General features: G+C 67.8%; 23 protein-coding genes. 15 read left to right on the forward strand and 8 right to left on the reverse strand.

The genetic code is table 11. From position 1 onward, the window contains the following. Window positions 1-49: 49 nt before the first annotated feature. On the reverse strand, window positions 50-721 hold the full coding sequence (locus V3B64_RS20740) for a hypothetical protein (protein WP_329914864.1): 672 nt from the start codon (window positions 719-721) through the stop codon (window positions 50-52). Next, the gene (locus tag V3B64_RS20745; RefSeq protein ID WP_329914865.1) at window positions 718-2136 is read right to left on the reverse strand and encodes an MFS transporter; all 1419 of its coding nucleotides are present in this window, start codon (window positions 2134-2136) and stop codon (window positions 718-720) included. Before V3B64_RS20745 ends, V3B64_RS20740 begins: the two co-directional genes overlap by 4 nt. Window positions 2137-2241: 105 nt before the next feature. Here V3B64_RS20745 and V3B64_RS20750 point away from each other — a divergent pair, with 105 nt between their 5' ends. Beyond that, complete coding sequence (locus V3B64_RS20750; RefSeq protein WP_329914880.1) at window positions 2242-3126, forward strand: LysR family transcriptional regulator; 885 nt, start codon at window positions 2242-2244, stop codon at window positions 3124-3126. 197 nt (window positions 3127-3323) lie between these two features. Here V3B64_RS20750 and pip read toward each other — a convergent pair whose 3' ends face one another. Both pip and prmC read right to left on the reverse strand, forming a co-directional pair. Beyond that, window positions 3324-4265, reverse strand: a complete 942-nt coding sequence (gene pip / locus V3B64_RS20755; RefSeq protein WP_180838380.1) for a prolyl aminopeptidase — start codon at window positions 4263-4265, stop codon at window positions 3324-3326. A gap of 48 nt (window positions 4266-4313) precedes the next feature. Continuing rightward, entirely contained in the window at window positions 4314-5171 is an 858-nt protein-coding gene (gene prmC, locus V3B64_RS20760; RefSeq protein ID WP_329914867.1) for a peptide chain release factor N(5)-glutamine methyltransferase, read from the reverse strand. Between the two features lie 323 nt (window positions 5172-5494). Here prmC and ahpC point away from each other — a divergent pair, with 323 nt between their 5' ends. The 5 genes from ahpC to V3B64_RS20785 all read left to right on the forward strand — a co-directional run bounded on the left by ahpC (window position 5495) and on the right by V3B64_RS20785 (window position 10459). Further along, a complete protein-coding gene (gene ahpC / locus V3B64_RS20765; protein WP_004144811.1) occupies window positions 5495-6058 on the forward strand; it encodes an alkyl hydroperoxide reductase subunit C in 564 nt (187 codons plus the stop codon). Window positions 6059-6283: 225 nt separating this feature from the next. Further along, on the forward strand, window positions 6284-7876 hold the full coding sequence (gene ahpF, locus V3B64_RS20770; RefSeq protein ID WP_100437922.1) for an alkyl hydroperoxide reductase subunit F: 1593 nt from the start codon (window positions 6284-6286) through the stop codon (window positions 7874-7876). Window positions 7877-7961: 85 nt separating this feature from the next. Beyond that, the gene (locus tag V3B64_RS20775) at window positions 7962-8924 is read left to right on the forward strand and encodes a LysR substrate-binding domain-containing protein (RefSeq protein WP_032129919.1); all 963 of its coding nucleotides are present in this window, start codon (window positions 7962-7964) and stop codon (window positions 8922-8924) included. A gap of 123 nt (window positions 8925-9047) precedes the next feature. Then, the gene (gene rnk, locus V3B64_RS20780; protein WP_005408156.1) at window positions 9048-9452 is read left to right on the forward strand and encodes a nucleoside diphosphate kinase regulator; all 405 of its coding nucleotides are present in this window, start codon (window positions 9048-9050) and stop codon (window positions 9450-9452) included. Window positions 9453-9502: 50 nt separating this feature from the next. After that, complete coding sequence (locus tag V3B64_RS20785) at window positions 9503-10459, forward strand: transaldolase (protein WP_329914868.1); 957 nt, start codon at window positions 9503-9505, stop codon at window positions 10457-10459. 589 nt (window positions 10460-11048) lie between these two features. On the opposite strand, the gene msrA is transcribed toward V3B64_RS20785, so the two are convergent. After that, complete coding sequence (gene msrA, locus V3B64_RS20790) at window positions 11049-11714, reverse strand: peptide-methionine (S)-S-oxide reductase MsrA (protein ID WP_049422898.1); 666 nt, start codon at window positions 11712-11714, stop codon at window positions 11049-11051. Window positions 11715-11744: 30 nt separating this feature from the next. Next, window positions 11745-12008 (reverse strand): DUF2007 domain-containing protein, encoded by a 264-nt coding sequence (locus tag V3B64_RS20795; RefSeq protein WP_010481810.1) that lies wholly within the window; start codon window positions 12006-12008, stop codon window positions 11745-11747. A 259-nt stretch (window positions 12009-12267) separates the two neighbouring features. Between V3B64_RS20795 and V3B64_RS20800 the strand changes: the two genes are divergently transcribed. From V3B64_RS20800 to V3B64_RS20825, 6 genes are all read left to right on the forward strand, one after another. Then, window positions 12268-14016: a glutamine--tRNA ligase/YqeY domain fusion protein gene (locus V3B64_RS20800; protein WP_049398150.1), complete on the forward strand. Its 1749-nt coding sequence runs from the start codon at window positions 12268-12270 to the stop codon at window positions 14014-14016. Between the two features lie 43 nt (window positions 14017-14059). Then, window positions 14060-14713, forward strand: coding sequence for a hypothetical protein (locus V3B64_RS20805; RefSeq protein ID WP_329914870.1), 654 nt, complete (start codon window positions 14060-14062; stop codon window positions 14711-14713). A 50-nt stretch (window positions 14714-14763) separates the two neighbouring features. After that, the gene (locus V3B64_RS20810) at window positions 14764-15486 is read left to right on the forward strand and encodes a DUF6348 family protein (protein WP_110711095.1); all 723 of its coding nucleotides are present in this window, start codon (window positions 14764-14766) and stop codon (window positions 15484-15486) included. A 97-nt stretch (window positions 15487-15583) separates the two neighbouring features. Further along, window positions 15584-16144, forward strand: a complete 561-nt coding sequence (locus tag V3B64_RS20815; RefSeq protein ID WP_329914872.1) for a nucleoside deaminase — start codon at window positions 15584-15586, stop codon at window positions 16142-16144. Next, complete coding sequence (gene rlmM / locus V3B64_RS20820; RefSeq protein WP_110711094.1) at window positions 16128-17195, forward strand: 23S rRNA (cytidine(2498)-2'-O)-methyltransferase RlmM; 1068 nt, start codon at window positions 16128-16130, stop codon at window positions 17193-17195. The genes V3B64_RS20815 and rlmM overlap by 17 nt, the downstream gene beginning before the upstream one ends. Before the next feature lie 64 nt (window positions 17196-17259). Continuing rightward, a complete protein-coding gene (locus tag V3B64_RS20825; protein ID WP_329914873.1) occupies window positions 17260-17658 on the forward strand; it encodes an EF-hand domain-containing protein in 399 nt (132 codons plus the stop codon). 202 nt (window positions 17659-17860) lie between these two features. Here V3B64_RS20825 and V3B64_RS20830 read toward each other — a convergent pair whose 3' ends face one another. Further along, complete coding sequence (locus V3B64_RS20830; RefSeq protein ID WP_121504906.1) at window positions 17861-19042, reverse strand: UbiH/UbiF family hydroxylase; 1182 nt, start codon at window positions 19040-19042, stop codon at window positions 17861-17863. Then, window positions 19039-20247 carry a 2-octaprenyl-6-methoxyphenyl hydroxylase gene (gene ubiH, locus V3B64_RS20835; RefSeq protein WP_032129910.1) on the reverse strand — a complete coding sequence of 403 codons (1209 nt, stop codon included), beginning with the start codon at window positions 20245-20247 and terminating at the stop codon, window positions 19039-19041. Before ubiH ends, V3B64_RS20830 begins: the two co-directional genes overlap by 4 nt. A 106-nt stretch (window positions 20248-20353) precedes the next feature. Between ubiH and V3B64_RS20840 the strand changes: the two genes are divergently transcribed. Genes V3B64_RS20840 through V3B64_RS20850 form a run of 3 tightly spaced genes read left to right on the forward strand, consistent with a single transcriptional unit; the run spans window position 20354 to window position 22449 of the window. Further along, window positions 20354-20938, forward strand: coding sequence for a hypothetical protein (locus V3B64_RS20840; RefSeq protein ID WP_019338105.1), 585 nt, complete (start codon window positions 20354-20356; stop codon window positions 20936-20938). A gap of 8 nt (window positions 20939-20946) precedes the next feature. Beyond that, a complete protein-coding gene (locus V3B64_RS20845; RefSeq protein WP_049398143.1) occupies window positions 20947-21501 on the forward strand; it encodes a cob(I)yrinic acid a,c-diamide adenosyltransferase in 555 nt (184 codons plus the stop codon). A 9-nt stretch (window positions 21502-21510) separates the two neighbouring features. Continuing rightward, a complete protein-coding gene (locus V3B64_RS20850) occupies window positions 21511-22449 on the forward strand; it encodes a histone deacetylase family protein (protein ID WP_032129908.1) in 939 nt (312 codons plus the stop codon). The last annotated feature ends 77 nt before the right edge of the window (window positions 22450-22526 follow it).

The raw sequence follows: 22526 nt of genomic DNA on the forward strand, positions 1-22526 counted from the left end.
CCCCCCGCCACCCCCCCCCCCCCCGGGGGGCGCCCCCCCCCCCCCGCCACTACCGCAATACGGGCGCATCCATCCACGGGAACGGCTTGAACCCGTGCACCTGCACGGTCGCACCGATCGCTTCGAGATCATCCTTGATCGCCTGCGCGCGGCGACGATCCAGCGCCTCACCCAGCACCAGCGGCAACGCACGGCAGCGCGCCAGCGCCTCGCCCACCGGAATCTCCAGCAGGCGCGCCACGCGCTGCGCTGCGGCTTTGATCTGCCCCTCCGAGCACGCCTTCAGCGTCAGATCGAAGGAAGCGAAGATGCCTGCGCCCACCCCTGCCTCGCGCGCCTCCACTTGTTCCTCAGCACCCGCTTCGCCCAGAGCCTCGTCGATACCCTCGACCTGCTGGAACGCGTCGTACTCGGCGTAGTACGCCAGTGCCTGCGCGTAGTCCTGCAGCGACGACAGCGGGCGTTGCCGCTTCTGCACATCCAGCACGTCGGCAAACGTGGCCGGCTCCAGATACGGGAACAGCCCCATCGCTGCCGAAGCGGCCGACCGCTCGCCGTCGTCATCCAGCGCTTCATCACTGGATGACGGCAACCACAACCGCGCAGCCAGCAGGTCCTCGTTGCTGGCCATCACCCTGCCGAAGGCGTTCCACACCTCGTCGTCATCGTTGCAGGCAGCGAAGGCATGCAGGGTCTGTTGCAGGTCCAGCAGTTCGATCATGCGTCGGTGCTCAGGCAGGCAGTCGCTGCCGAGTCTACCGGCGCCGGGCGCAGGCCCAGCGCGATCACCACGCCGAGCGCGGCGAACAGCGCGGCGCCGTACTGTGCATTGACCATGCCCTGCAACGCATCAGGGCTGGTTGCCGCCTGCGTGCCGCGCGCGGCGTTGGCGACCATCACCAGTACCGCCAATCCCAAGGCGCCGCCGATCTGCTGGGCGGTGGCCGCCATGCCGGACGCGACGCCTTGCTGCGGACCCGGCACGCCCTGCCCGGCCACGATCCACATCGCCGTCCAGCTCATGCCCTGGCCGACGCTGAGCACCACAATGCCCGGCAACAGCGGCCAGTAGCTGGCGCCATGCGGCATCGCCAACGCAACCGCGGCGATGCCGACGGCACCTGCGGCGAAGCCCCAGGCCAGCACCTGCCGTGGCGAACGGCGCCGCAGCATGCGTTCGGCAATCCGGATGCCGAAGGTGCACACCAATGTCGGCAGCAGGAAGGCCATACCGGCCTGCAGCGGGCTCCAGCCATAGCCATCCTGGAAGTAGAGCGCCAGGAAGTAGTACTGCACGCCATAGCTGCTCATGAAAGCGAAGGTCAGACCCAGCGCGGCGCGGAGGCCGGGCAGGCGCAACAGCGAAAACTGCATCAGCGGGTCACGGCTGCGCTTTTCGATCTGTACGAACACCGTCAACAGTACGGCTGAAAGCAGCAGGCAGATGAGCGTAGCCGGCGCCGTCCAGCCCCACTCCGGCCCTTGCACCAGGGTGGTGACCAGCAGGCTGCCGCCGGCGGTGACGGTGAGGCAACCGGCCAGATCGAAGGAACGGCCCTGCACGCGTGGACCATCGGCCGGCAGCCATGTACCGGCCGCGACCGCGCACGCCGTGGCCAGCGGCACGATCACCGCCAGCACCGCCGGCCAGCCGAACGCCTGGGTCAGCACGCCGCCGAGCAGCGTGCCCAGCGCCAGGCCCACCGCGCTGGCCATGCTCCAGATCGCCAGCGCACGATTGCGTACCGGGCCTTCGGCGTACAGCGTGTTGATCAGCGCCAGCGTGGCCGGGAACAGCAGCGCCGCCCCGACGCCTTGTGCGGCGCGCGCGATGATCAACAGCGTGGCGTTCGGCGCCAGCGCGCCGAGCAGCGAGGCCAGCGCGAACAGCAGCATGCCCAGCCGGTAGAAGCGGCGGCGGCCGATCAGGTCGGCGGCGCGCCCGCCGAGCAGCAGGCTGCCGCCGAAGGCCACGGTGTAGGCACTGACCACCCATTGCAGCTGCTGCGCGTTGATCTGCAGCGCGCAACCCATGTCATGCAGGGCAACGAAGATGATGGTGGCATCCAGGGCGATGATCAGCTGGGCGGTGGCCAACAGGGTCAGCGCCCAGCGCGGGTATTTGAGGGGAGGCATCGGCGGTCTGGCGCGGTGGGGGAGCGCAGTCTCATTGATGCGAGCCAATCAATAAACCCCTCCACGACCATATCTGTCATGATTTTCGGCATGAATGGAGCCTCGATGGACCTCAATGCGGTGCGCATGCTGGTGCAGGTGGCCGAAGCCCGCAGTTTCACCGTGGCCGCCGGCCAGCTGGGCCTGAGCCAGTCCGGCCTGTCGCGCGCGATCGGAAGGCTGGAAGCCACGCTGGGGGTGAAGCTGCTGCAGCGGAACACCCGCAACGTGGCGCTGACCCCGGATGGCCGCCAGTTCGTGGAACAGGTGGCACCACTGCTGACCGGCCTGGACGATGCCGAACGGCAACTGGCCGACCGCCCGTGCACGCCCTCGGGCACATTGAAGATCAGTGCGCCGTCGATGTTCGGGCGCAAGGTGCTGGTGCCGATGCTGGCGCCGTTGCTGCAGCAGCATCCGCAGCTGCAGGTGGAAGCGGTGCTCAGCGACCGTCTGGTCGATCTGGTCGAGGAAGGCTTCGATGCCGCGCTGCGCACCGGCGTCATCGCCGACCAGCGCATCGTCGCGCGGCCATTGCGGCCGCTGCGCTGGGTGACGGTGGCCAGCCCCGCCTATCTGGCCCGCTGTGGCGCACCGGACGATGTGGCCGCGCTGCAGGACCATGCCTGCCTGGCGGTGCGCAACCTGCGCAGTGGCCGGCTGGTGGACTGGCAGTTCCTGCAGGACGGGCAACTGCGCGAGTTCACGCCGCCAACGCGGATGGTGTTCGACAGCGGCGATCCGCTGGTGGAAGCGGCCATCGCCGGTATCGGCATCGTGCAGGTGATGGATTTCGCCGTGGCCGATGCGTTGGCCGATGGCCGCCTGCAGCGCGTGCTGCAGCCGTTTGAAGGCCGCAGCCGCGCGCTGTCGTTGATCTACCCGCCGTCGCGCCAGCACTCGCCGAAGCTGCAGGTGCTGGCCGACGCGCTGCTGGCCGGGGAGTGGTAGCGCCCGCCGCTGGCCGGCGCCTCCAGGAATCCAACCGTCTCAGGTTTGCCGGCCAGCGGCCGGCACTACCGCAGCCAGGCGTGGCCTGGCTCTACTGATCAGTGCACCGAACCCGGTCTGGAGCAGAGCCCCCTTGTTGTTCAAGGGGGCGCGCCGACAGGCGCGGGGATAAGGTGGAATGCGTGGATAGTTTTGCCTCAAGCAAAACTGTCGGTGGCGCGCACCAGTGCGTCCACGTTCTCGGCTTCGAACGCCGAGTGACCCGAGGCCGGCGTGATTTCCAGCTTCGCCTTCGGCCACACCTTGGTCAGGTCCCAGGCGTTGGCCAGCGGGCAGACCACGTCATAGCGGCCGTGCACGATCACGCCGGGAATGTCAGCGATGCGGTGCGCGTCGCGCAGCAGCTGGTCTTCCACCTCGAAGAAGCCGCCGTTGACGAAGTAATGGTTCTCGATGCGGGCAAAGGCCAGCGCGAAGTGCGGGTCTTCGTGGCTGTTGATGAAGTCGTCGTCGACGTGCAGGAAGCTGGTCGCGCCTTCCCACACCGCCCAGGCTTTGGCCGCTTCAAGGCGGGTGGTTTCGTCTTGGCTGGTCAGGCGGCGGTGGAAGGCCGAGATCAGGTCATGACGCTCCACCGACGGAATCGGCTTGAGGTAGTGCTCCCACGCATCCGGGAACAGGCGGTTGGCGCCTTCCTGGTAGAACCATTCCAGTTCCCAGCGACGCAGCATGAAGATGCCGCGCAGGACCAGTTCGGTCACGCGCTGCGGGTGGGTTTCGGCATAGGCCAGCGCCAGGGTCGAACCCCAGCTGCCGCCGAACACCTGCCAGCGATCAACCTTGAGGTGCTCGCGCAGCTTCTCGATATCGGCGACGAGGTCCCAGGTGGTGTTGTCCACCAGGTCCGCGTGCGGGGTGGAACGGCCGGCACCGCGCTGGTCGAACAGGATGATGCGGTACTTGGACGGGTCGTGGAACTGGCGCATCTTGTCGCTGCAGCCGCCGCCCGGGCCACCGTGCAGCATCACCACCGGCTTGCCGTCCGGGTTGCCGCACTGTTCGAAGTACAGCGTGTGGCGGTCGTCGACCTTCAGGGTGCCGACGTCGTAGGGGGTGATGGCGGGGTACAGCGTACGCATGCTTGCAGCTCCAGGGTGATGCCCTGCCGGGGCAGGAGAACCTCCATTCTAGGCCGGACGCCGGCCCAGGGTGATCCGGTCGCGCTGCTCCAGATCCTGTACGGTCTGCACCTCCGTAAAACCCGCCGCGTCGAACAGCGCGCGGATCGCCGCGCCCTGGTCCCAACCGTGCTCGATCAGCAGCCAGCCACCGGGCAGCAGATGGGCCTGGCCACCGTCGACGATGCGGCGGATGTCATCCAGCCCGTCCACGCCGGAGGCCAGCGCGGAAGCCGGTTCAAAACGCAGGTCGCCCTGCTCCAGATGCGGGTCGTCGCTGGCGATGTATGGCGGGTTGCTGGCAATCAGGTCGAAGCGTGCACCCTGCAGTGGCGCATACCAGTCGTGCCCGCCCTCGGCGAAGCGGACGTTGCGCAGTTCATGGCGCGCAGCATTGCGCACGGCCACGGCCAGCGCGCCCGGGCTGGCATCGGTAGCCAGCACCTGCGCTTGGGGCCGTTCGCTGGCCAGTGCAAGTGCAATCGCACCGCTACCGGTACCCAGGTCGGCCAGCTGCAACGCCTGGTCTGACGGCAGGCGCTCCAGCGCCAGCTCCACCAGCAGCTCAGTTTCCGGACGCGGGATCAGCGTGGCCGGGTCGACCTCCAGGTCCAGCGTCCAGAAACCGCGGCGGCCGGTCAGGTAGGCCACCGGCTCGCCGGCCACGCGGCGGGCCAGCAACGCTTCGAAGGTGGCCTGGTCGGCGGCGGCCAGCGGATCGGTGGCATGCGCGAACAGCCAGCTGCGCGGGCGGTCCAGCACGTGCAGCAGCAGTAGTTCGGCCTCATGGCGGGCCTCGACGCCGCCGAGGCGGGCACTGGCCTCAGCCACGATCTGGCGCAGGGAGGGTTCGGGTTGGAAAGACATGCCGCAATTGTAGAGCCGAGCCCATGCTCGGCTGCTCCACCCGCAGCCGAGCATGGGCTCGGCTCTACAAAAGCTGGAATCCGTTCAGGTTTCGCCAGAGGGCATAAGGAGGGGCTATCGGCCGCATTCTGCGCCTCCGGGAGCTTTCCCTTGTCACACAGGCAGTTGCAGGATGAAAGCGTCCGGGTTCAGTGCCTGCTCAGTGCATTCTGATAGACTGCATCTATCAAATAGATGCAATCAATGGATTGTTCTTATCGATAGCGAGTCGGTACTCTAGGTCCTGTCGATTCACCCACTCCCCTTCACCCAGAGGAAAAACGATGTCCCTGATCAACACCCAGATCCAGCCGTTCGAAGCCAATGCTTACCTGAATGGCGAGTTCATCAAGGTTTCCGACAGCACCCTGAAGGGCCAGTGGTCGGTCCTGATCTTCATGCCGGCCGCCTTCACCTTCAACTGCCCGACCGAGATCGAAGACGCCGCTGACCATTACGCCGAGTTCAAGAAGGCCGGCGCCGAGGTCTACATCGTCACCACCGACACCCACTTCTCGCACAAGGTGTGGCACGAAACCTCGCCGGCCGTCGGCAAGGCCCAGTTCCCGCTGGTCGGCGACCCGACCCACCAGCTGACCAACGCCTTCGGCGTGCACATTCCGGAAGAAGGCCTGGCCCTGCGCGGCACCTTCATCATCAACCCGGAAGGCGTGATCAAGACCCTGGAGATCCACTCCAACGAGATCGCCCGTGACGTCTCCGAAACCCTGCGCAAGCTGAAGGCTGCCCAGTTCACCGCCGCCAACCCGAACCAGGTGTGCCCGGCCAAGTGGAAGGAAGGCGAGAAGACCCTGACCCCGTCGCTGGACCTGGTCGGCAAGATCTAAAGCAGTACCGGCCTGCCGTGGCCCCACGCCACGGCGCGTCTTTCATCCCCGTGCCGGTCCCCCCGCCGGCGTGGGGGTGAACCCAAGACAGCCAACGCTCGCCCGCCTTGGCCAGCCAGCCCCTTCCACGGTCGCTGTCTTGGGTTCACCCCTACCCCCTGCTGGTCCGCTACCTTCTACAGCGGTGCCACGCCCCCTGTTTGCCTGAAGCCAGGAGATGACCCGATGTTGGACGCCAACCTGCAGTCGCAGCTGAAGACCTATCTGGAGCGCGTGACCCGCCCGATCCAGATCACCGCGCACGCCGACGACGGCGCCAAGTCGCAGGAAATGCTGGAACTGCTGCAGACCCTGGACAGCCTGTCGGACAAGATCTCGCTGCAGGTGCTGCGCGATGGCCAGGGCCGTGTGCCGTCCTTCGACCTGGGCACCCCGGGCCAGGATATCCACCTGACCTTCGCCGGCCTGCCGATGGGCCACGAGTTCACCTCGCTGGTGCTAGCGCTGCTGCAGGTCGGCGGCCACCCGTCCAAGGCCACCGCCGAGCTGATCGAGCAGGTGCAGAACCTAGAAGGTGAATACAAGTTCGAAACCTACTTCTCGCTGTCCTGCCAGAACTGCCCGGACGTGGTGCAGGCGCTGAACCTGGCCGCGGTACTCAACCCACGCATCCAGCACGTGGCCATCGACGGTGCCCTGTTCCAGGACGAAGTCGAGAAGCGCGAGATCATGTCGGTGCCGACCGTGTACCTCAACGGTGAAGTCTTCGACCAGGGTCGCATGACCCTCGAGCAGATCGTCGCCAAGCTGGATACCAACGCCAGCAAGCGCGATGCCGAGAAGATCGCCGCCAAGGATGCCTTCGACGTGCTGGTGGTGGGCGGTGGCCCGGCCGGCGCGGCAGCAGCGATCTATGCTGCACGCAAGGGCATCCGCACCGGCATCGCCGCCGAACGTTTCGGTGGCCAGGTGCTGGACACCATGGCGATCGAGAACTTCATCTCGGTGAAGGAGACCGAGGGCCCGAAGCTGGCCACGGCGCTGGAACAGCACGTGCGCGAGTACGAGGTGGACATCATGAACCTGCAGCGCGCCAGTGCGCTGGTGCCGGCCGGTGAAGACGGCCTGGTGCAGGTGCAGCTGGAGAACGGCGCGGTGCTGAAGTCGCGTTCGGTGATCCTGTCCACCGGCGCACGCTGGCGCCAGATGAACGTGCCGGGCGAAGACCAGTACCGCAACAAGGGCGTGGCCTACTGCCCGCACTGCGATGGTCCGCTGTTCAAGGGCAAGCGCGTGGCGGTGATCGGCGGCGGCAACTCCGGCGTGGAAGCGGCCATCGATCTGGCCGGCATCGTGTCGCATGTAACCCTGCTGGAGTTCGATTCCAGCCTGCGCGCCGACGAAGTGCTGCAGAAGAAACTGCGCAGCCTGGCCAACGTCACCGTGCTGACCAGCGCACAGACCACCGAAGTGCTGGGCGACGGCAGCCGTGTCACCGGCCTGGTCTACAAGGACCGTGTCGGCGGCGACGCCCACCGCGTCGAGCTGGAAGGCATCTTCGTGCAGATCGGCCTGCTGCCCAACACCGAGTGGCTGAAGGACACCGTGGCGCTGTCACCGCGTGGCGAGGTCGTCATCGATGACCGCGGCCAGACCAACCTGCCGGGCGTGTTCGCTGCTGGCGATTGCACGACGGTACCCTACAAGCAGATCATCATTGCCATGGGCGCCGGTTCGACCGCCGCACTGAGCGCGTTCGACCACCTGATCCGCTCGTCGGTGAGCAGCAGCAGCGGTGCCGTTGCTGAAGCTGCCTGATCCACCGTTCCCAGATCACCGGGAACATTGTCTGCCTGTCGGGTAACCATGCCGTCAGCCGGTCCGTTACCCCTGGGGTGTAAGGATGAACCTACGTGATCTGAAGTACCTGGTAGCCCTGGCCGACCACAAGCATTTCGGCCGGGCTGCCGCCTCCTGCTTCGTCAGCCAGCCGACGCTGTCCACGCAGATCCGCAAGCTGGAAGAAGAGCTGGGCCTGCCGCTGGTGGAACGTGCACCGCGCAAGGTGATGCTGACCCCGGCCGGCCAGGAAGCAGCAGCACGGGCACGGGTGATCGTGTCCGAAGTGGAACAGCTGAAGGAAGCGGCACGTCGCAGTCGCGATCCGGAAGCCGGTACGGTGCGCCTGGGGATCTTCCCTACCCTGGGCCCGTACCTGCTGCCGCATGTGATTCCGCGCATCCGCGATCGCTTCCCGGAGCTGGAACTGCTGCTGGTCGAGGAAAAGAGCGATGTGCTGCTGGACCGCCTGCGCGAAGGCAAGCTCGACGCTGCACTGCTGGCCCTGCCGGTGATCGACGACCAGCTGCATGCCGAGTTCCTGTTCGAGGAACCGTTCCTGCTGGCCGTGTCCGGGCGCCACCCGTTGGCCCGTCGCGAACACCTGGACGTGCAGGAACTGGCCACGCAGAAGCTGCTGCTGCTGGAAGATGGCCATTGCCTGCGCGACCAGGCGCTTGAAGTCTGCCGCCTGTTCGGTGCCAACGAGAAGTCCGAGTTCCGCGCCACCAGCCTGGAAACGCTGCGGCAGATGGTCGCCGCCGACGTCGGCATCACCCTGCTGCCAAGCCTGTCGGTGCAGCCGCCGGTGCCGCGCTCGAACAACATCCGCCTGCTCGACTTCACCGGCGAAGGCCGCCCCAGCCGCCGCATCGCCATGATCTGGCGCCGCAGCTCGGCCATGAACGACTTCCTGATGGAGCTGGCCGATCAGTTCAAGCGCCTGCCGCAGGCGCTGTTCACCCTGGAAGCGGTCAACGCCGCCGGCGACACGACCGCCCTGCCCGGCCCCGCGCTGAACGGCTGAACCCCCGCAGCACCGGCCTGGAATCGGCAGGAGTCGATTCCGGTCGCATTTGTCCCCACAATACAGACAGGCGGCGCCAGCAGGTGCCGCCTTTTGCATGGCTTTCAACCAAGGAGCTTCACCATGAGTACCGCCAGCGGCCTGCCGCCGTCGATCACCGTTTCCACCTTCGACATGGACCGCCTGGACGCCATGCTCGAATCCCCTGCGCTGAGCCAGACGCCTGCCGCGCTCGCGCTTGCTGAAGAACTCAACCGTGCCACCGTACTGGCACCGGACCAGATTCCCGAAGGCATCGTCATGATGCATTCGCGCGTGGAGTGCGAAGATGAAGTGTCGGGCGAGAAGCACGTCCTGACCCTGGTCTTCCCCCGCGAAGCCAACGTCGATGAAGGCAAGGTTTCCGTGCTGGCCCCGGTCGGCAGTGCCCTGCTCGGCCTTTCGATCGGCCAGAGCATCGACTGGAACGCGCCCGGCGGCCGCAAGCTGCGCCTGCGCGTGACCGCGGTCCACAACGACCGCCCCTGATTACCGCTGCGCACCGCGCGCGATTCGATCCCCCTGCACCAGGAGCCGTAATGAGTACCCCGTCCAAACTGTCCCAGCTGCGCGAACTGTCCGTGGTCGTTGCCGATACCGGTGACTACGAGGCGATCAAGCGCCTGCAGCCGGTGGACTGCACCACCAACCCGACCCTGGTGAAGAAGGCGCTGGACCTGCCGGTCTACGCCGAGCTGATCGAACGCGAACTGGCCTGGGGCCGCCAGCAGAGTGGCGACCGCGAAGCCGTGGTGCACGCCGTGGCCGACCGCCTGACCATCGGCGTCGGCGCGCTGCTGAGCACGCTGGTGCCGGGCCGCGTGTCCACCGAAGTGGATGCCGACCAGGCCCACGACACCGCTGCCACCGTAGCCAAGGCCCGCCAGTTCATCCAGATGTACGCCGATGCCGGCGTGCCGCGCGAGAAGATCCTGATCAAGATCGCCGCGACCTGGGAAGGCGTGGAAGCCGCGCGCATCCTGCAGGCCGAGGGAATCGACTGCAACCTGACCCTGATCTTCAACCCGACCCAGGCGCTGGCCTGCAGCGAAGCCGGCGCGTTCCTGATCTCGCCGTTCGTCGGCCGCATCCTGGACTGGTACGTGGCCAACGGCCAGACCCCGGCCAACATCGATGAAGACCCGGGCGTGAAGTTCGTGCGCGGCGTGTATGCCGAATTCAAGCGCCGCGGTTCGCCGACGGTGGTGATGGGCGCCTCGTTCCGTTCGACCGCGCAGATCGAAGCGCTGGCCGGCTGCGACCGCCTGACGATTTCGCCGGACCTGCTGGAGAAGCTGGACGCCGACCACGGCGAGCTGCCGCGCAAGCTGGTGGCCGGTGCGGCGGATGGCGTGCCCGTGACCCCGATCGACGCGGCGAAGTTCGCGGCGGATCTGGCGGCCGATCCGATGGCGACCGAGAAGCTGGCGACCGGTATCGATGCGTTTGCCAAGGATCTGCAGGTGCTGCGCGAGCGCATTCGTTCGGAACTGTGATTCCGGCGAACGGCTGAGCCCCTCGTGGCGGGGGCTTGGTCGCGTTGAAGCAAGAGCGAAAGCCGCGCTGGGTCGGGGGGGGGGGGGGGGGGGGGGGGGGGGGGGCCGGGCGGGGCGGCGGCGGGGGGGGGGGGGGGCCCCCCCCCCCCCCCCCCCCCCCCCCCCCCCCCCCCCCCCCCCCCCCCCCCCGCCCTCTGACAGTTTCCGGCGGCCGCCCGCCACGGATGAAAGAAAGAAGAGCAAAAGCGGGTCGCGCGCTTCGCTTGCTCGCAGTCGAGCAAGCTCGACTCTACGGAGCACTGCAGGACCAAACAAAAAGGACGCGGCGAAGGCCGCGTCCTTTTTGTTTTCTTTCAGTTCGTCAGTAACCCAATGCTCTTGCCCACCGTCACCGGGAAACTGTCGAAGGCGGGACGGGTGCAGATGGCGGGACCGTCCACGGCATGGATGCCGTGGCCGAGCCCCCATGGACGGGTTTACGGCGTGTCCCGCCATCTATACCCGTCCCGCCAAACTCACAACAACCCAGAGCCGCTTTGGCTGTTGACGTTGATTTTGACGTTGCCCGCCGCAGGCGGACCACCGCGCGTCAGCGCGGCGCCTCCACATCCAATCCGATCGGACAGCTCACGCCGGTGCCGCCGATGCCGCAGTAACCGTTCGGGTTCTTCGCCAGGTACTGCTGGTGATAGTCCTCGGCGTAGTAGTACGCCGGTGCCGGGTACTCGATCTCGGTGGTGATCGGGCCGTAGCCGGCCGCATCCAGCTGCGCCTGGTAGGCCTCGCGGCTGGCCAGCGCGGTGGCGTACTGCGCCTCGTCGGTGGCGTGGATCGCCGAACGGTACTGGGTGCCGGTGTCGTTGCCCTGGCGCATGCCCTGGGTCGGGTCGTGGCTTTCCCAGAACAGCTGCAGCAGCCGCTCCAGGCTCACCACCGCCGGGTCGAACACCACCTGCACCACTTCGGTGTGGCCGGTCAGGCCCGAGCACACCTCTTCATAGGTCGGGTTCGGGGTGATGCCGCCGGCATAGCCCACCGATGTGCTGTACACGCCCGGTTCGGTCCAGAACTTGCGCTCGGCGCCCCAGAAGCAGCCCAGCGCGAAGCGGATCTGCTGCAGGCCGGCGAAACGGTCCTTCAGCGGATGGCTGTTCACGAAGTGCTGGTTGCTGTGCAGCGGCAGCGGTTGGTCACGCCCCGGCAGTGCTTCTTCCGGGCGCGGCAGACGCTGCTTGAAGGCGCCGATGCCGAGGATGCCCTGGCCAATTCCCAACATGATGCGCTCCTAGGCCGGAAGGCCGGCTATGTCGTCTGCATCTGAAATGGGGGCGTCCGGCGCGTGGCCCAAGTCCAGCGCCGCCACGATGTCCTCGGCCTGCGGCCGTGCCGCATCAGGGATGCCTACCCGCAGCACGCCGAACAGCGGCAGCTCGCCCATGCCACCCAGCAACGACTCGCCGAACACGAAGGCCGGGATGCCGGCATCCTCCAGCGCGTGCTTGACCAGGTGGGCGTCGAACAGGTTGTCGGCCTTGTACACGATGTGCATGCGGCAGCTCCGTGGGACAGGGTTCCAGCATACGCTCGGGGGCTGAATGGTGGTGGTGACGGCGCATGACCGTTCTGCCGGCCAGCGGCCGGCACTACCCAATTGCACGGCGATCCACATTCCGTCGGCCAGCGGCCGGCGCTACCGGGAAGAGGGCCTGGTAGTGCCGGCCGCTGGCCGGCATCCCCACGCCCCACCGGGCAGCCCTGCCCGGTACGCGCTAGACTGGCGATCTTTCTGCCTTTCTTTTCGCCGACTCATGTCCGAGCACACCCCCGCCAGCCCCGAGACCCCCGCCGACAGCCACGAAAAGCGCGATTTCATCCGCCAGATCGTGCGCGAGGACCTGGCCAGCGGAAAGCACCAGGCGATCAAGACCCGTTTCCCGCCGGAACCGAACGGCTACCTGCACATCGGCCATGCCAAGTCGATCTGCCTGAACTTCGGCATCGCCGGCGAGTTCAGCGGCGTCTGCAACCTGCGCTTCGATGACACCAACCCGGCCAAGGAAGACCCGGAATACGTGGCCGCGATCCAGGACGACGTGCGCTGGCTGGGCTTCAGCTGGAACGAACTGCGCCATGCTTCTGACTACTTCCAGACCTATTACCTGGCGGCCGAAAAGCTGATCGAACAGGGCAAGGCCTATGTCTGCGACCTGTCGGCCGAGGAAGTGCGCGCCTACCGCGGCACCCTGACCGAGCCGGGCCGCCCGTCGCCGTGGCGCGACCGCAGCGTCGAGGAAAACCTCGACCTGTTCCGCCGCATGCGCGCCGGTGAATTCCCGGATGGCGCGCGCACCCTGCGCGCGAAGATCGACATGGCCAGCGGCAACATCAACCTGCGCGATCCGGCGCTGTACCGCATCAAGCACGTCGAGCACCAGAACACCGGCAACGCGTGGCCGATCTACCCGATGTACGACTTCGCGCACGCGCTGGGCGACTCGATCGAGGGCATCACCCACTCGCTGTGCACGCTGGAATTCGAAGACCACCGCCCGCTGTACGACTGGTGCGTGGACAACGTCGATTTCGCCCATGACGACACGCTGACCCAGCCGCTGGTCGACGCCGGCCTGCCGCGCGAAGCCGCCAAGCCGCGCCAGATCGAGTTCTCGCGCCTGAACATCAATTACACGGTGATGAGCAAGCGCAAGCTGATGGCGCTGGTTACCGAGCAGCTGGTGGACGGCTGGGAAGACCCGCGCATGCCGACCCTGCAGGGCCTGCGTCGCCGTGGCTACACCCCGGCCGCGATGCGCCTGTTCGCCGAGCGCGTGGGCATCAGCAAGCAGAATTCGCTGATCGACTTCAGCGTGCTGGAAGGCGCGCTGCGCGAAGACCTGGACAGCGCCGCGCCGCGCCGCATGGCCGTGGTCGACCCGGTCAAGCTGGTGCTGACCAACCTCCCGGAAGGCCACGAAGAACAGCTGACCTTCAGCAACCACCCGAAGGACGAGAGCTTCGGCAGCCGCGAAGTGCCGTTCGCACGCGAAGTGTGGATCGACCGCGAGGACTTCGCCGAAGTGCCGCCGAAGGGCTGGAAGCGCCTGGTGCCGGGTGGCGAAGTGCGCCTGCGTGGTGCCGGCATCATCCGCTGCGATGAAGTGATCAAGGATGCCGACGGCACCATCACCGAGCTGCGTGGCTGGCTGGATCCGGAATCGCGTCCGGGCATGGAAGGCGCCAACCGCAAGGTCAAGGGCACCATCCACTGGGTCAGCGCCGTGCATGGCGTGCCGGCCGAGATCCGCCTGTACGACCGCCTGTTCTCGGTGCCGAACCCCGACGACGAATCGGAAGGCAAGACCTACCGTGATTACCTCAATCCGGAATCGCGCCGCACCGTCACCGGCTATGTCGAGCCGGCCGCGGCCAGCGCTGCCCCGGAGCAGTCGTTCCAGTTCGAACGCACCGGCTACTTCGTGGCCGACCGCCGCGACCACACCGAAGCCAAGCCGGTGTTCAACCGCAGCGTGACCCTGCGCGACACCTGGTCGGCCTGAGGACCTGCGCGGGCGCCAGCACGGCGCCCGCATGACCCCGACGATGATCACCGCCCTCTCCGTCCTGTTCTGGTTCATCTCGCAGCATCCGCTGCTGACGTTCTTTTCGGCGATGGTGCTGGCCGGGCTGGTCTCGTGGTGGCGGCGTTTTCCGGGCTACGCCATCGTGGTGTTCCCGCTGGCGATGCTCAACATCTTCCTCGGCCACTTCCTCAACGCCGCCTTCCTGAACGTGGTGGGCGAGCCTGGTGAAGCGGTGATCGTGAAGTCCGAGCGCACCAGTTCGACGATGAACGAGCAGTACATCTGGCGCTACGAAGGGGTGCTGCGCACCGCCGAGGGCCGCGACGTGGAGGTGGTGTTCCACACCAACACCGCCTCGCTGTGGCCGCTGGAGAACGCGATCCGCATCCCGGCGCCCGACCAGCCGTTCGTGGTCAAGTACACGCCGGGTTTCCCGCGCAACTTCGTCATCCTCACCAATGAATCGCCGCACGGCATCGCCCAGGCCCGGGCCAGCGCGCGCGAGCGGGTGGAAGTGGCGGCGCGCAAGCTGCACTTCAGCCCGGGCAATGCCGATTTCCGCGCGGACTATCGCCGCGAGCTGGAAACCTGGCTGCGCGACCACGGCAACGATCCGCAACAGCAGCCCGACGCGCAGCGATATCGCGCCGAACTCGACGCGCTCGACCACTAGATCCCCAGGCCCTGCCTGGATGTTCCACCCCATCCATCCACAGGCCTGACATGACCACGACCTCCGCCGCTCTCCTCCCGCTGCTGCAGCAGGTCCTGCAGGACGCCGGCATCGCCTGCCGCGCCGACGGCGGCGCGCTGCTGCTGGACAGCGGCCTGCGCCTGACCCCGCACGCGATGGCCGCGCACGCGCGCGACAACGGCGGCTGGCAGACCTCCACCGTCATCGAGGCCCAGCATCCGGTGTTGTTCGCCGATGGCCTGTTCGAGTACCAGCACGCCAACGGTGCCGACGAACAGGCGTCGCTGCTGTCCGGCTTCCAGGCCTGGGTGCGGGTGGACCTGGCGACGCTGCAGACCGCCGTCGGCGCCGCAGACGCGCAGGGCCTGCCGATGTTGGGCCTGACCTATCCGGGCGCCGACGAAGGCGAAGAACTGCAGCGCACCGTGGTGCTGGGGCCGCTGGCGCACTACCGCGCACAGGAGGTGGATGCCTCCACCTGCAGCGAGGACGACCACGGTTCCTGCCCCTGCTGCCTGTTCACGCGCAGCATGGAGGCCTTCGATGAGCTGCTGAAAGCCCGCCAGTTCCTCGCCATCCGCCTGTTCGCCTCGCGCGATGCCGACGGCCTGTGCGAGGCCGATTGCCGGGTCAACGGCCACGACTTCGCCGCCGCCCTGCCCCTGCTGCGCGCCTACGCGGCCAGCTGGCCGCAGGCCGGGCTGGAATTCCGCAAGCAGTACGTAGTGATCCGCACCGGCTCGCCGGGCTGACCCACCGCCACACCCGATACAGGCCGGTGCGGCTACACTGCGCGCCGGTTTCCCAAGCAACCGCACCTTCTTCCATTCCCTACGAGGCACCCCCGCGATGCTGTACGCGCAAGTCCACCTGACCCTTCCCGCCTGGATCCACGACCAGATCGACCTGGATCGTCGATATCCGGGCGATGAGGCCAAGGTCGCGCTGGCGATCGAGCTGTCGCGGCTGAACGTCGAGCACGCCAGTGGCGGCCCGTTCGGTGCGGTGGTGTTCGGCCCGGATGACAAGGTGATCGCCGCCGGCGTGAACCGGGTGATGCCGCACGCGACCTCGCTGGCGCACGCCGAGAACATGGCCTACATGCTGGCCCAGCAGCGCCTGCAGACCCCGCGCCTGAACGCGGTACTGTCGCTGGTCACCCTGGCCACCAGCTCGCAGCCGTGCTGCCAGTGCTACGGCGCCACCGTGTGGGCCGGCATCGACCGCCTGCTGATCGGTGCCAACTCGGCCGACGTCGAAGAGCTGACCCCGTTCGACGAAGGCCCGCTGCCGGCCGACTGGGTGGGTGAACTCAACAAGCGCGGCATCGAAGTGGTGCAGGGCCTGAACCGCGACGCCGCGCGCAGCGTGCTGCGTGCCTATGGGGAAAGCGATGGCGCCCGTTACTGAGACCGGCATCGGCCTGCTGTGCCTGTGCCGGCAGGGCTTCGAGCCCGAGCTGGCTGGCGAACTGCAGTTCCGCGCCGGTGAAGCCGGTTTCGCCGGTTATGCGCGCACCCAGCGCAATGATGGCTACGTGCTGTTCATGTGCGACGAAGCTGCGGCACTGGCACCGCGCCTGCGCTGGCGCGAACTGATCTTCGCGCGGCAGAAGCTGGTGGTGCTGGCCGAGCTGCCGCAGCTGGACCCGGCCGACCGCATCACCCCGATGCTGGAGGTGCTGGCCGATGCGCCGCGCTTCGGTGACCTGTGGGTGGAGCACCCCGATTCGGACGCCGGCAAGCCGCTGTCCGGGCTGGCCCGTGCCTTCGGCAACGCGCTGCGCCCGGCGCTGCGCAAGGCCGGCAAGCTCACCGACAAGCCGAACGACCGCCTGCCGCGCCTGCATGTGGTGTTCGTCGACGGCACCCATGCCTTCGTCTGCGTGGCCGACCCGGCCGACAGCGCACCCTGGGCACTGGGCATTCCGCGATTGAAGCTGCTGCCCGAAGCGCCTTCGCGTTCGGCGCTGAAGCTGGACGAAGCGTTGCTGACCCTGCTGACGCCGGAAGAACGCGAAGCGCTGGCCAGGCCCGGCATGCGCGCGGCCGACCTGGGTGCCGCACCGGGCGGCTGGACCTGGGTGCTGACCCGCCAGCACATGCACGTACTGAGCATCGACAACGGCCCGTTGCGCCAGCATGTGCTGGACACCGGCCTGGTCGAGCACCTGCGCGCCGATGGCTTCCACTGGCACCCGGAACAGCCGCTGGACTGGATGGTCTGCGACATGGTCGAGCAGCCGCGCCGCGTGGCCGAACGCATGGCCACCTGGTTCCGCGAAGGCTGGTGCAGGCACGCGATCTTCAATCTGAAGCTGCCGATGAAGAAGCGCTGGGACGAGACCCGGCTGTGCCTGGACCTGTTCCAGGACCAGGCCGGCAAGCCGCTGGTGGTGCGTGCCAAGCAGCTCTATCACGATCGTGAAGAGATCACCGTGCTGGCCTCGCCGCTGCGCTGATCCGTCATCGGCGGCACAGGTTGCCGGGAGTACGCTCCCGGTACCCTCTGGCAAGGAGCCTGTCATGAACATTCCGCGTTCCGCCCTGCTGTTGGCCGCCCTGCTGGCCTCGGTACCGGCCATGGCCCAACACGGCCCGTCCACGCCGGCGCAGAGCCAGCCGCTGGGCCCGACCGGCGGCGCCATCCGCCAGCAACCGCTGAGCGCCGGTCTGGTCACCGGCAGCGTCGAGATTCCGCAGCCGGCCGGCGAAGCACAGGTCACCGTTCGCTCGCTGGAACCGAGCAGCGTGATCGGCCAGTACCGCATCCGCTTCAGCGACCTCGACGTGAACGGCGATGGCTTCATCAGCCGCCAGGAAGCACAGGCCAACCCGGCGCTGGCCGATGAATTCAATTCACTGGATCGCAGGCACCGCGGCAAGTTGGACCGTGCCGACCTGGCTGGTTGGCTGGTTGATTGATCCACCGGCGCGATCTTCATCCACGCATGGCGTGGATCAACGGCGGTAACGGAGCCCGCTTCTGGTAGGTGCCAACCTTGGTTGGCACATCCATCAGGCATCCTGGGCCCAGATGAGGCGAGGGTATTTCCAGCCTTGTGCCAACCAAGGTTGGCACCTACCAGAGCGGCGTTGGCACCTGCCAGAGCGACCTGTATTCCGGTCAGACCCCGGCGGCGCGCTTCCAGAACGCCTGCACCAGCGGCGGCCATTTGCCGACACAGCCCAGCGCACGGCCGCGGGCCAGGGTCAGGTGCATTTCGTCGTTGGAGAACAGGCGGTTGATCGCATCGAAACTGTAGGCGGCGATGTGGTTGTCGCTGCGCCGTTCGCGTGCCCAGCGCTGCAGGCGCTGCGGCGACAGCCGCGGCTGGCCGCGGCGTTCGGCCGACGGCGCCAGCCACTGCTGCAGGGCGGCGACATCGCGCAGGCCCAGGTTCACGCCCTGCCCGGCCAGCGGATGCACCACATGCGCAGCATCACCCAGCGCCAGCACGCGGCCAGCCACGTAGTGACGGGCCAGCTGGCGACGCAGCGGGAAGGCCGCACGCGGTGACGCCAATCGCAGTTCGCCCAGGCGCGCAGCGAAGGCACGGGTCAGTTCGCGGTTGAAGGCGTCCTCGTCCAGGGCCAGCACGCGAGCCGCTTCATCCTCGGGCAGGGTCCAGACGATCGAACTGCGACGCTCGGCCACCGGCAGCAGCGCCAGCGGCCCGGTCGGCAGGAAGCGCTGCCATGCGGTGGCCTGGTTGGGAAGATCGCTGTCCACATAGGCCACCACGCCACGCTGGTGGTAGTCATGCTTTTCAACCTCGATCCCGGCCAGCTGGCGCAGGGTTGACTCGGCACCGTCGGCGGCCACCGCCAGCGCCGCTTCCAGGCGGCGCCCGTCATCCAGCCGCAGGCGCACGCCGTCATCATCCTGTTCCAGCGCCTCCACCCGTGCCGGGCAGTGCAGCTGCACGCCCGCCGCCGGCAGCGCCGCCCACAGGCGATCCTGCAGCAGGCCGTTCTCGACGATGTAGCCCAGCTCACGACGGCCGAAGCGATCGGCGTCGAACAACAGATCCTCGCCACCGGCCGCATCCCACACCTGCATGCGCCGGTAAGGCCAGGCGCGGGCCTGCGCGATGGCTGGCCACACACCCAGGCGGTTCAACAGCTGCACGTTGTCGGCGGCGAAGGCGAACACCCGCAGGTCCGGCTGTGCGGCCTGCCACGGTGCCGGTTCGCGGCCTTCCACCAGCGCAACCGACAGGCCGGCATCGGCCAGCGCCAGCGCACACGCGGCACCGACCACGCCACCACCAACGATGGCCACATCAAGACGCGTGCGCCGGCTCATGCGGCTTCTCCGCGGCACAGGCGCGGCACGTCACCACGGAAGCCCATCGCACCACCGACCAGCATCGACTGCACCGACGCGCGCTGCGCGGCCACCAGGCCGAGGCTGCGCAGCGGCCGCATCAGCGGTGCCGGGTTGCTGGTCAATCGTGCCAGCCCACCGGAGAACGCCACCGTCTGCCGGCGATCTTCCTCGCGCCGCGCGACGTAGGCCTTCAGCAGCGCATCGCTGCCGGCATCCTCATGCGCATCCTCCAGCAGTTCGGCCAGGGTCAGCGCATCGCGAAGGCCCAGGTTGAAGCCCTGTGCGCCCAGCGGGTGGATGGTCTGCGCGGCATTGCCGAGCAGCACCGTGCGCTCACCGGCCAGCGCGCGCGCCAGCACCTGGATGAGCGGGTAGGCACTGCGCGGGCCGGATTCAAGCAGGCGGCCGGCACGCCAGCCGATCGCGCTCTGCAGGCGTTGCAGCCAGGCCGCATCGTCCAACGCCATCACCGCATCGGCCTGGTCGCGCGCTACGCCGTGCACGGTGCCGAAGTGACGATCGCCACGCGGCAGCAGGGCGGTTGGGCCGGTATCGGTGAAGCGTTCCCAGGCGGTGCCATCCGGCGCGCGCTGGCTGCGCACGCGGGCCACGAACAGGGTCTGCTGGAAATCATGGCGGTCGACTTCGATGCCCAGCGCGCCACGCACGCCGCTGGTGGTGCCATCGGCCCCCACCACCAACCGTGCCAGCAGCACGCGTTCGCCAGCCTCGTCAGCCACCCGTACCTGGCGGTAACCATCGACCACCTCACCCAGCCCCAGGAACCGCATCGGCCGGTAGCGGCGCAGGCGCGGCAGTTCCTGCAGGCGCGCTTCCAGCGCCTGGCCGAAATCGCGCGCGACCACCACCTGGCCGAACCACGGCCGGTCGTAATCGGCCGCTTCGAGCTGCACACGGCCGAAATCGCCGGCACGACTGACATGGATGCGCCGGATCGGGCCCGGTGCCATCGCCAGCTTCTGCATCACCCCCAGCGCGGTCAGCGCATTGACGGTGGCAGCGGCGAAACTGAGATTGCGCTGGTCGAACACCGCAGGCAGCTCGCCGGCCGGGCTGGCCTCAAGCAGGCCCACGTCGCGGCCCAGGCGGTCCAGGGCGATGGCCAGGCTGGCACCGACCAGGCCACCACCGACAATCAGCACGTCATGTCGTTCACTCATGTGTTCATGATACGCGCTCGCCCCGACTGTACGCCGAACGGGCGGCACCTGCGCCAACCTGCGCGGCGGGCTAGAATGAAACCTGAATCCGCTCCGGGCCCCCACCATGTCCGATACCGCCAACCGCGCCTTCGTCCTGTCCGTACTCGTACTGCTGCTGGCGGCGACCCGGGTCAATCACTTCGCGGCCATTCCGGATGCCTCCTGGGCCGTGTTCTTCATCGGTGGCTTCTACCTGGCCCGCTGGACGCGCTGGGCGTTCCCGCTGCTGATGGTGTTCGCAGTGCTGGTGGACTGGATCGTGATCCGCAGCAGCGGTCTGGATTTCTGGCAGCACTACTGCGTGTCGCCGGGCTACTGGCTGCTGCTGCCGGCCTACTTCTCTTTGTGGGCCGGCGGCATGCTGCTGGGCCGCAACTACCAGAGCGCGCGCTGGCCGGTACTGGCCAAGGGCGCACTGCTGCTGGTCGCTTCGGTGGCGGTCTGCCACCTGCTGGCACAGGGCGGTTTCTACTGGAGCAGCCGCAACGTGGCCGAGCCGACCCTGGCCGGCTGGGCACAGAACTACGCGCAGTGGTTCGGGCCCTACCTGCGCACCACGGCGATCTATGTGGCGCTGGCCGCCGCCCTGCAGCTGGCCGTGGAGCAGGTGCTGAAGCTCCAGCAGGCCCGCCGCGACATCCGCCACTGAGCCGCGCCATGGGTCATCGCCTCTCGCGCATCTACACCCGCACCGGCGACGACGGCAGTACCGGCCTTGGCGACGGCCAGCGCGTAGCCAAGGATGACGCCCGCGTGGCGTCCTTCGGCACCGTCGACGAGGCCAATGCCGCGCTCGGCCTGCTGCTGGCCGCGCCACTGCCCGAGGATGTGCGCGCGCTGGTGGTGCATCTGCAGCACCAGTTGTTCGATCTGGGCGCCGAGCTGTGCATTCCCGGCCATGCCGCGATCCACGCCGCCGACGTCTCGGCCCTGGAACAGCAGCTGGACCATTACAACGCCGACCTGCCGATGCTGAAGGAATTCATCCTGCCGGCCGGCGGCGAAGCCGCCGCGCGCTGCCATCTGGCCCGCACCATCGTCCGCCGCGCCGAGCGCGAGACGGTCACCCTGGCCCGCCACGAGGCCGTGCGCAGCGAGGCGCTGCAGTATCTCAACCGGCTGTCGGACCTGCTGTTCGTGCTGGCCCGGGTGCTGGCCCGTGCTGATGGCCACGGCGAAGCGCTGTGGCAGCCACAGCAGCGCCAGCGCTGAGTCGGCACGATGCTGGTCTATACCCACCCGTCCTGCCTGCTGCATGACCCCGGCCCCGGCCATCCGGAGTGCCCGCAGCGCCTGCAGTACGTACTCGACGCACTGCACGCCGCCTTCCCTGATCAGCTGGACTGGCGCGAGGCGCCGCCGGCCAAGTTCGGCGAACTGACCCGGGTCCACGACAGCGCCCTGCTCGACTTCGTGCTGCAGCCGCAGACCGCGCCGCTGCGCCAGCTGGACATGGACACCTGGACCTCGCCAGGTTCGGCCAGCGCCGCCGTGCACGCCGCCGGTGCCGGCGTGGCCGCGGTCGACGCGGTGATGCTGGGCGAGGACCCGCTGGCCTTCTGCGCGGTACGCCCGCCGGGCCACCACGCCACCAGCAGCACGGCGATGGGCTTCTGCCTGTTGAACAACATCGCCATCGCTGCCGCCTATGCCCGCGACCGCCATGGCCTGGAGCGGATCGCGGTGGTCGATTTCGACGTCCACCACGGCAATGGCACCCAGGACATCTTCCAGCACGATGCCCGGGTCTCCTACTACAGCACCCACCAGGCCGGGCTGTTCCCCAATTCCGGCCTGCGCCGCGACCGCGGTGCCGGCAACCTGATGAACATCCTGTTGCCACCGGGCAGCGGCGGCTTCCGCTTCCGCAACGTCTGGGCCGACGAGATGCTGCCAGCCATCGACGACTTCCGTCCGCAGCTGCTGCTGATCTCCGCCGGCTTCGACGCCCACCTGCGCGACCCGCAGGCCGATCTGATGCTGGAGACCGACGATTTCGCCTGGATCACCCGTGAACTGCATGCGCTGGCACGCCGTCACGCCGCCGGCCGGGTGGTCTCGATGCTGGAGGGCGGCTACGACCTGCAGGCCCTGGCCGAGTGCAGCGTGGCCCATGTCCAGGCCCTGATCACACCCTCTGCGGGTGCCTCCGCCGGATGAACCCGAACCGGCAGGCTCCGGCGCCCTTCATTGCCCCTATGCAAGGGATGGGGCAAGCTACCGTCCGTTTTCGCCCG

Source organism: Stenotrophomonas sp. SMYL86 (assembly GCF_036320025.1).
Classification (GTDB): Bacteria; Pseudomonadota; Gammaproteobacteria; order Xanthomonadales; family Xanthomonadaceae; genus Stenotrophomonas; species Stenotrophomonas maltophilia_A.

Bases quoted from the DNA above. Each gene is read 5' to 3' on its own strand.
- V3B64_RS20740 (WP_329914864.1), bottom strand. From the start codon at position 721: ATGATCGAACTGCTGGACCTGCAACAGACCCTGCATGCCTTCGCTGCC.
- V3B64_RS20745 (WP_329914865.1), bottom strand. From the start codon at position 2,136: ATGCCTCCCCTCAAATACCCGCGCTGGGCGCTGACCCTGTTGGCCACC.
- V3B64_RS20750 (WP_329914880.1), top strand. From the start codon at position 2,242: ATGGACCTCAATGCGGTGCGCATGCTGGTGCAGGTGGCCGAAGCCCGC.
- pip (WP_180838380.1), bottom strand. From the start codon at position 4,265: ATGCGTACGCTGTACCCCGCCATCACCCCCTACGACGTCGGCACCCTG.
- prmC (WP_329914867.1), bottom strand. From the start codon at position 5,171: ATGTCTTTCCAACCCGAACCCTCCCTGCGCCAGATCGTGGCTGAGGCC.
- ahpC (WP_004144811.1), top strand. From the start codon at position 5,495: ATGTCCCTGATCAACACCCAGATCCAGCCGTTCGAAGCCAATGCTTAC.
- ahpF (WP_100437922.1), top strand. From the start codon at position 6,284: ATGTTGGACGCCAACCTGCAGTCGCAGCTGAAGACCTATCTGGAGCGC.
- V3B64_RS20775 (WP_032129919.1), top strand. From the start codon at position 7,962: ATGAACCTACGTGATCTGAAGTACCTGGTAGCCCTGGCCGACCACAAG.
- rnk (WP_005408156.1), top strand. From the start codon at position 9,048: ATGAGTACCGCCAGCGGCCTGCCGCCGTCGATCACCGTTTCCACCTTC.
- V3B64_RS20785 (WP_329914868.1), top strand. From the start codon at position 9,503: ATGAGTACCCCGTCCAAACTGTCCCAGCTGCGCGAACTGTCCGTGGTC.
- V3B64_RS20795 (WP_010481810.1), bottom strand. From the start codon at position 12,008: ATGCACATCGTGTACAAGGCCGACAACCTGTTCGACGCCCACCTGGTC.
- V3B64_RS20800 (WP_049398150.1), top strand. From the start codon at position 12,268: ATGTCCGAGCACACCCCCGCCAGCCCCGAGACCCCCGCCGACAGCCAC.
- V3B64_RS20805 (WP_329914870.1), top strand. From the start codon at position 14,060: ATGATCACCGCCCTCTCCGTCCTGTTCTGGTTCATCTCGCAGCATCCG.
- V3B64_RS20810 (WP_110711095.1), top strand. From the start codon at position 14,764: ATGACCACGACCTCCGCCGCTCTCCTCCCGCTGCTGCAGCAGGTCCTG.
- V3B64_RS20815 (WP_329914872.1), top strand. From the start codon at position 15,584: ATGCTGTACGCGCAAGTCCACCTGACCCTTCCCGCCTGGATCCACGAC.
- rlmM (WP_110711094.1), top strand. From the start codon at position 16,128: ATGGCGCCCGTTACTGAGACCGGCATCGGCCTGCTGTGCCTGTGCCGG.
- V3B64_RS20825 (WP_329914873.1), top strand. From the start codon at position 17,260: ATGAACATTCCGCGTTCCGCCCTGCTGTTGGCCGCCCTGCTGGCCTCG.
- V3B64_RS20830 (WP_121504906.1), bottom strand. From the start codon at position 19,042: ATGAGCCGGCGCACGCGTCTTGATGTGGCCATCGTTGGTGGTGGCGTG.
- ubiH (WP_032129910.1), bottom strand. From the start codon at position 20,247: ATGAGTGAACGACATGACGTGCTGATTGTCGGTGGTGGCCTGGTCGGT.
- V3B64_RS20840 (WP_019338105.1), top strand. From the start codon at position 20,354: ATGTCCGATACCGCCAACCGCGCCTTCGTCCTGTCCGTACTCGTACTG.
- V3B64_RS20845 (WP_049398143.1), top strand. From the start codon at position 20,947: ATGGGTCATCGCCTCTCGCGCATCTACACCCGCACCGGCGACGACGGC.
- V3B64_RS20850 (WP_032129908.1), top strand. From the start codon at position 21,511: ATGCTGGTCTATACCCACCCGTCCTGCCTGCTGCATGACCCCGGCCCC.